General features: G+C 68.7%; 5 protein-coding genes and 2 pseudogenes. 5 read left to right on the forward strand and 2 right to left on the reverse strand.

The window, feature by feature from the left end; all coding sequences use genetic code 11:
* The 3 genes from ABEA26_RS34080 to ABEA26_RS34090 form a co-directional block, all read left to right on the forward strand.
* Nucleotides 1-316: beta/gamma crystallin domain-containing protein (locus ABEA26_RS34080; protein WP_345597677.1), on the forward strand; the 316-nt coding region annotated here is incomplete at its 5' end.
* Nucleotides 317-603: 287 nt separating this feature from the next.
* Nucleotides 604-2,331 carry a protein kinase domain-containing protein gene (locus ABEA26_RS34085; RefSeq protein WP_391664254.1) on the forward strand — a complete coding sequence of 576 codons (1,728 nt, stop codon included), beginning with the start codon at nt 604-606 and terminating at the stop codon, nt 2,329-2,331.
* A gap of 336 nt (nt 2,332-2,667) precedes the next feature.
* Nucleotides 2,668-3,576 (forward strand): DUF1963 domain-containing protein, encoded by a 909-nt coding sequence (locus ABEA26_RS34090; protein WP_345597679.1) that lies wholly within the window; start codon nt 2,668-2,670, stop codon nt 3,574-3,576.
* 400 nt (nt 3,577-3,976) lie between these two features.
* Here the strand turns inward: ABEA26_RS34090 and ABEA26_RS34095 are convergent, their stop codons facing one another.
* Nucleotides 3,977-4,915, reverse strand: a complete 939-nt coding sequence (locus tag ABEA26_RS34095; protein WP_228970505.1) for a DUF1963 domain-containing protein — start codon at nt 4,913-4,915, stop codon at nt 3,977-3,979.
* Between the two features lie 391 nt (nt 4,916-5,306).
* A pseudogene (locus ABEA26_RS36495) lies at nt 5,307-5,509 on the reverse strand (helix-turn-helix domain-containing protein); the annotation flags it as partial.
* A gap of 85 nt (nt 5,510-5,594) precedes the next feature.
* On the opposite strand from ABEA26_RS36495, the pseudogene ABEA26_RS36500 reads away from it, so the two are divergent.
* Both ABEA26_RS36500 and ABEA26_RS34100 read left to right on the forward strand, forming a co-directional pair.
* Nucleotides 5,595-5,887: pseudogene (locus ABEA26_RS36500) on the forward strand (hypothetical protein); the annotation flags it as partial.
* 548 nt (nt 5,888-6,435) lie between these two features.
* Nucleotides 6,436-7,372, forward strand: a 937-nt coding sequence (locus tag ABEA26_RS34100) for an IS110 family RNA-guided transposase (RefSeq protein WP_345597682.1), incomplete at its 3' end; no start/stop codon positions are given.

Here is a 7,372-nt window from a genome sequence, read left to right on the forward strand (position 1 = left end):
AAACGCGCCGAGTCAATCAAGGAACACCAAGCCCAGCGAGGTTAAACGCCAAGCTCAGGCTGCCGCGATAAACCAGACCGACTGCGGCGACAGGACCGACTTCGTCAAAGTCTGGTACGACGGCGGTGCACGGACCATGTGCTTCGCCAACGGGGGCACTGTGACCCTTCAGCTTCCCGACGTCTCGAAGGTCACCTCCGGCGACAACAACGTCGCGATGTTCCTGGGCGCGCGAGCAGTCACCATGAACAAGTGGTCCACCCTGGTCGACACCGAAGGACTCAACGCGACGCTTCACGCCCTCCAGATCTACTGACCCACCGCAAAAGTGCCGGGCCACACAGGCCCTTTCGGTGTACGGCATGCTCCGTGACGCACCGGCAGCGTCCCCACGCGGCCCGGGGCATGCCCGCCTACCCCCGCAGAGCTACCGGAGGTACACCTCGTACCTTCTGGCACCTCCCCACGGCCGGCCGATAGCTGTCCCAACGATGGCCTGCGTCCTTAACGACGCATCGCGATACGGCAGTTGCCCGGCCGTCGGCAAGACTGCGCTCCCGTAAGCTGCGTCGGTCCGATGCGTGTGTACGGGAGGAGTTCGTCGTGGTGCAGCCGTTGGAACAGGGAGATCCGGACTCCCTGGGTGACTACCGGGTGGTGGGTCGACTGGGTGAAGGCGGCATGGGGCGGGTCTTCCTGGGGCGTTCGCCGAGCGGCCGGTCCGTGGCGATCAAGGTGGTGCACGCGTCGCTGGTGCACGAGCCGGAGTTCCGGGACCGGTTCCGACGCGAGGTGGAGGCGTCGCGTCTGGTCGGGGGAGCCTTCACCGCCCCCGTGATCGACGCCGACACGGAGGCCGAACAGCCCTGGATGGTCTCCAGCTACATCCCCGGCCCCTCGCTCCACCAGGCGGTCGCCGAACAGGGGGTCCTGCCCCCGGTGACGCTGGCCGCGCTGGCCGCGGGTCTGGCCGAGGCCCTGGTCTCCATCCACCGGGCCGGCCTGGTGCACCGCGACCTGAAGCCCTCCAACGTGCTGCTCACCGACGACGGCCCGCGCGTCATCGACTTCGGCATCGCCCGCGCGCTCGACGCCACCGCCCTCACCAGGACCGGGGCCACCATCGGCTCGGCGGGCTTCATGTCCCCCGAGCAGGTCGCCGACGGCGAGATCACCGCGGCCAGCGACGTCTTCTCCCTGGGCGCGGTGCTCGCCTTCGCCGCCACCGGGACCGGTCCGTTCGGCGTGGGATCGGCGCCCGCCATGCTCTACCGCGTGGTGTACGAGCCCCCGGACCTTCAGGGCGTCCCGGACCCCGAGCTGCGCGCCCTGCTGGCCGACTGCCTGGCCAAGGAACCGGCACTGCGCCCCGCGCCGCAGCAGATTCTCCGCCGGGTGGCCCCGGCCGCTCCCTGGGCCCCGCGTATGCCGGCAGCCGGCTGGCCGGCCACCGCCGGAGAGACCGGTGGGCCCACGCGGCCCGCCACCCTCGCGGAGCTGTTCACCCAGTACGCCGGGGCGCCGCTCTCCCCGTCGGGGCCGTCCGACGGGCGGGCGTCCGCGCCGGGCGACCCCCGCCGGTCCCTTCGTCGCGACGTGATGGCCCCGGCCTCCGGCGTCCACGCGGAGGAAGCGGTTCCCGCATCCGGGTTCGGTCCGGCGCACGGGTACTCGCCGGTCTCCGCGGGAGCCGTGCCCGGCCCCGGTTCGGTGTCCGCAGCGCCTCGCCCCGTCGCGGCCTGGCGGCTCGACGAACGGTCCGGAACGCGAGCAACGGACGCCGTCGGACGCCACCACGCCACGGCCACGGCGGTCAGATGGGCAACGCGCCACGGTGAGGGCGCCGAGTTCAACGGGTTCAGCAGCGAAGTGGCCACCGAAGGCGCGCTGATCGACACGGCACGCGGCAGCTTCACCGTCGGCGCGTGGGTCCGGCTCGGTGTGATCCCTCCCCACTTCGTCACCGCGGTCAGCCAGGACGGCGAGGAAACCAGCGGCTTCTACCTCCAGTACTCCTCCGACGAGGGCCGCTGGGCCTTCGCCCGCCCGGACCTGCGCGTCACGTCGATGTCCGTACCGGTCGCCGGTGCGTGGACCCACCTGACCGGTGTCTGCGACAGCGTCGCCGGTGAGTTGCGCCTCTTCGTGAACGGCGTCCAGGAGGGCGCGATCCGTGACAGGATCCTGATCTGGTCCGAGGGGCCCTTCGTCATCGGCCGGGGCCGTTACGGCGGGAGGCCGGTCGATCACTTCCCGGGCAGCATCAAGGACGTCACGGTCTTCGACCGTGCCCTCACCGAGGGGGAGATCGTCGGCCTGCTTCAGCCATGACCCGCCCGACAGCCCGAATGGCCGGCTCGGAGAGCAGGGGGCACTGCCAGCTGTTCGCGGTGGGACTCGGCGTTCACAGCGGCGGTGCTGATGCAGGTCCGCGGTCGGCTGGTGGGACAGCGGACCTCGGCCACGGGCGGCGATGGCCGAAGGGCGACGCGGTGTGTGGACAGCCGTAGGGCCGCTGGTAGTTGGATGCGAGGACGTTGTCGGAGGGGTGCCTTACCGTGTTGATCAGGCATCGGGCCCGCCCGAACGGTGCCGGTCACCGATCCCTCGTCAGAAAGCGACTTCGTGGACAACTGGACCAGCACCGTCGGACCCTCCGGAGATCCTGTGGGGCAGACGTCCCGCAGCAGCGCCTTCCGGGCCTTCGCCCGGCGGCACGGCGTCTCCGACGACGCCATCACCCGCCTGCTGTGGAGCATGGAGCCGGCGGTGTACTTCGACTGGAAGACCCCGGGGAGTGTCCGGCCCGATGACCGGGTGATCGGTTACATCGGAGGGGCGCCGGAGCTGCCCCTGGACATGGAGTGGGACATGGGCGGCGTCTTCGTCGCCTCCTTCGACCTCGCGGCGGTGCCCCGGACGCTGTTCGACGACGGGCTGCCCCGGGAGGGGCATCTCCTGCTGTTCACCTGGTCGGACGCGGGCGGCGGCAAGGCGCTCTACATACCGCCCGGGACCGAGACGGCTGTGGCCCCGGTGCCCGTCCCGAGCGAACTGGACCTGCGTTTCGGGTCCTCCCACATGGTACTGGAGCGCAGGACCATGGTGGCCTCCCGCGACGACGCCTGGGACGCCCACGCCTGGCTGATCGGCGAGGAGTACGGGGGCATCTGGGACGAGGTGGAGGACGAGGAGGCCGAGTGGCAGGCTCGGCTGGAGGCCGCCGTCGAGGAGTACGCCGCCAAGGTCGGCGTCCGGCCGGCCATGAACAACAGCACCGACAAACTGCGGGGGGTGCAGCGGAACGTCCACGACAGCTGGGACTACGTCACCGAGGCGTTCCAGCGTCTGCGGGAGGAGGCGGTCCTCGCACTCCGGGACGACCCGGAGCGGTTCGACGAGGTGTACGACCGGGCGTGGCGGGAGCTGCCCGAACAACCGCTGTTGCACCTCGCGACCTTCAACATGGAGTCGCTGCAGTACGGCTGGATGGACGGTGACATCAGCTGGTTGATCAGCCGCGACGACCTCCACGCCAGACGGTTCGACAAGGTCGAGCACCACTGGCTGGGCTGACCCCGGCGGCTCGCGCACACGCCCCCGCGCGATCGCCTCGCATGAGACGGTCCGTCGCTGGTGTGTCACGTTCGGGACAGACCTACGCCGACGCGCTCCGCCGTCGGCATCTCCGGTCCGGGGTGGCCGGTGCACGAACCACCGGTCCGTCGACGGCCGCCCCGCGCCCGTCTTCCGGTACCGGGAGCGGTCGAAGAGCGGTCGGCAGCGATGCTCGCCAGGCGGATGATGAGCACCGTGCCGACGCGGACGCCGGTGCCGAGTAGGGCCTCGACGGCGCCCGTCGGGCAGTCGGCGAGATGGAGCAATGATGCGGGTCGGTCGGCTGCGCGAACTGAGCTTCCGACCTGGGCGCACGGCTCCGACACCCGCCCGGCGTCGCAGGGAGAAGAGGGAATGTTCAGCAGTAATAGGACTGCATGACGCGGTCGAAGCGCTGCGCCAGAAGGTCCTCACGGCGGATGATCCAACTCACCTCGCCGTCGCCGGTGTCGAACATTTCGGACTCGCCGAACTCCAAGAGGTTCAGCCAGGGGCCGCCCTCCTTCCACCACGCTTTCTCCAGACCCTCGGCATACAGCTCGTCGAACCTCTCCGGCGTATCTCTCAGCGTGACCACAGCTTCTTCGCACCGCTCCAAGAACTCCCTGCCGTACTGGCACCAGTAGTCCCGAGGACTCAACAACTCCCCCCGCAGGGTGCAGGTCCGATGCACGAAGGGGATACTCCCGACTCGCTCGGCGTACTCCGTGATCGCCTCCAGAAGCGGACGGAGCGTCTCCCTGTCGTCCTCGTGGACGTCATCGAGGTCAGGCATCAAAGCCCGGGGATGGTCGTACTGGTGCTCGGGAGCCCATGCCCAGCCCAGGGGGTCCCATGATGTACCGGGGCGGTAGACCAGTGTCCGGCGCTTAAGGACCTGTGTTGTCCACGTGTTGTACGGGGCAATGACCGAGACGCCCGCGGGTGCGGGTCGTACGGTCGTCTCGGTGCCTGGCGGTACGTACACCACCGGTGCGGACTCGTCGTCCTCGTAGCCGACGTTCGTGAAGAACAACAGGTGTCCCTCACGGGGAAAATTGAGGGACAGGGGCTGCTCCGGTATCGCGGCCAGGTCCAGGCCGGCGACATAGACTTCCCCGCCCTCCCAGGGAACACTGGTGGGCAGCTCGGGCAGGCCGCCGGTGTGACCGACCACGATGTCGTGAGGGCCGACAGCCGCCGGATCGACCATGTCCAGGTGTACGGACGGCTGCATGCACCACATGATGCGGGTGATGGCGTCGTCGGAGACGCCGTGTTCACGGGCGAAAGTCCGGAACTCGTCTGTGTATGACATACCGTCATCCTCACACCTGCCACTGACATGCCATGCGCTCGGGCTTCGTCAGCGGACCGCGTGCGAGGCACCTTTCCGGTGCCGTCGGCATGCTCTCGGCCGGCTGGCATCCGGGCAGCTGGGCAGTCGGCCAGTAGGGCCGTGCCATCGGCGTACCAGGCGAGGAATTGCGGCACTCAAAGCGGACCTGGCCGCGGAGGAGGGCGCAGCAGCCGAACCGGCCGTCTCATCATGCCCACCACATCCGGGCCGCGGCAGCACGATCACCCGCAGCCTGTCCGGCGTCCAGCTCGTCGCCTCCAGCGCCCGTGCCGGCCTGGTGGACGCGATCGACGCGGTCCTGCCTGGCGCCTCCTGACAGCGCTGCCGCACCCACTGAAGCCGTAAGGAATCAACCTGTCGGGGTGGCGCCTTCGTTTTGTGCTGCGGTGAGGAGATCAGCGGCGGATCGGTAGCGGGTACTGGCCGGGGACGGGAGGAGTCCGGCTTCGGCGAGCAGGGGGCGGATCTCGCGGACCGTGTTGCCGATCGAGGATCTGCTGACGTCGCCCAACGCCTCGCGAGGATGTCCATAGTGCACAACTTGCGCAGATAAGTGGTGGTCCTCGACCTGGACCGGATCGCCCTTGGGTGCGTACTTGGGCGCGGCCCGGCACGACCTGCTGGCCTTCAGATCTAGCGACAGATCTGGTTGAACAACCCGCAGGAACGGCACACGAGGAGATCCTCCCCCACGGCTGCGCCGCGGGAGGTGCCCCCAGCCGCACCGACGTGGTCGGCATCTTCTCCGACCGCACCGCCGTCATCCGGCTCGTCGGTGCGGTCCTGGCCCGATCGAGTCAGAAACCACGACCCCGCCGTGCCTACCGAACTCACCGCATAGCCTCGCACGAGATCACCGAGGCCACCGAGTGGCCGTCGATACACCACTCCAGCGGACGTGACCCTCAGTGTGGCGCCGCTGCCTTCTGATGGCGGGTGCCCTATTCGAGACGAGGGCAGCGGCCTGGTCGCAACAGGTACAGACGCCTTTTGTGGGTGGGTCCGCAGTCGATCCAGAACCAGGAGCCCCCTTGCGGTGAATGGGCCCCATCGGGGTGCTGATTACGGAGTGGGGCCGCTGCCGTAGCCGGTGAGGTCACTACCTCCTTGCGTGACGCCTCCCCGTCAATACCGGTCAGGAGTGGATGAAAGGCAACGCCTTGTCAATCCGCCTGATCAGATTGAGCATCGGTTCGGGCGAAGCCATCCGGCAATGATCGAGTCATGCCGCTGTGCCGGGTTCGATGGGACGGTTGTGCAGCGACATCCCGGACGGGGTCTGACTCGTGAGATCTATGACCGAAGTGTCCAGTCACGGACCTGTCGACTGTCGTCGCGGGATGCTGCCTGCCACCGAGCCACAGGGCGTGTCCCCATAGGGGCCTTGCCACGATCAGGCGCCATCACGGTTCAGACCGCCCGAGCAGGCCGGTGCCATCCACCCAGCCAGCACGTCATCACGTGGGAGGACGACCACCATGAAGACCCGACAATGCAGCACCTCCTCGAGCACGGATCCTCTCGGTCGGCGCGAGGTCGTCCTGGGCGTGGACACGCACGGCGAGGTGCATGTCGCCGCCGTGATCTCCCCGCTCGGGAAGGTCCTGGGAACCGAGTCCTTTCCCGCGACTGCGGCCGGCTACCGACAACTGCTTGTCTGGGCCCGCAAACGGGGGACGGTGCGCCGGGCCGGCGTGGAGGGCACCGGCACCTTCGGCGCGGGCCTGTCCCGTTATCTGCTCGCTCAGCAGATTCAGGTGTTCGAAGTGAACCGGCCCGACCGCTCGGCCCGCCGGCTGCTCGGCAAGTCGGACCCGCTCGATGCCCAGGCCGCAGCGCGAGCCGTGCTCAGCGGTCGCGCCCGAGCTCGGACGAAATCCGGCGACGGTCCGGTGCACAGCGCCCGGATCTTCAAGCTTGCCAAGGACTCCGCGGTCAAGGCCCGTACCCAGGCGATCAACCAGCTCAAGGCCGTCCTGGTCATCGCCGACCCCGCCCTGCGGGAACGCATGTCGAGCCTCGGCAACGCCGAGCTGTTCCGCACCTGTGCGCGCCTCGGCCCGCACGATGGTGGTGGGGGAGACGAGGACGCGGTGGCCCAGGCCACCCACATGACGCTGCGCATGCTCGCCGAACGCATCGAACAGCTCACCGGACAGATCAATGAGCTCAACCAACGCCTGACCCGGCTCGTCGAACGTCATGCCCCACAGCTGCTCGTGCCGGTAGGCATCGGTCCGGACAGCGCCGTCACTCTCCTGATCACTATGGGGGACAATCCCGAGCGGCTGAACACGGAGGCGTCCTTTGCTGCCCTTTGCGGAGTCAGCCCCATCGAGTACTCCTCCGGGCGTCGGAGAACGCGCCGGCTCAACTACGGCGGCGACCGGCAGGCCAACGCCGCCCTGCACCGCA

This window comes from Streptomyces marokkonensis (assembly GCF_039539045.1).
Taxonomy (GTDB): domain Bacteria; phylum Actinomycetota; class Actinomycetes; order Streptomycetales; family Streptomycetaceae; genus Streptomyces; species Streptomyces marokkonensis.

Excerpts from the sequence above, each read along its gene's own strand:
- ABEA26_RS34095 (WP_228970505.1), bottom strand. The coding sequence starts at position 4,915 with ATGTCATACACAGACGAGTTCCGGACTTTCGCCCGTGAACACGGCGTC.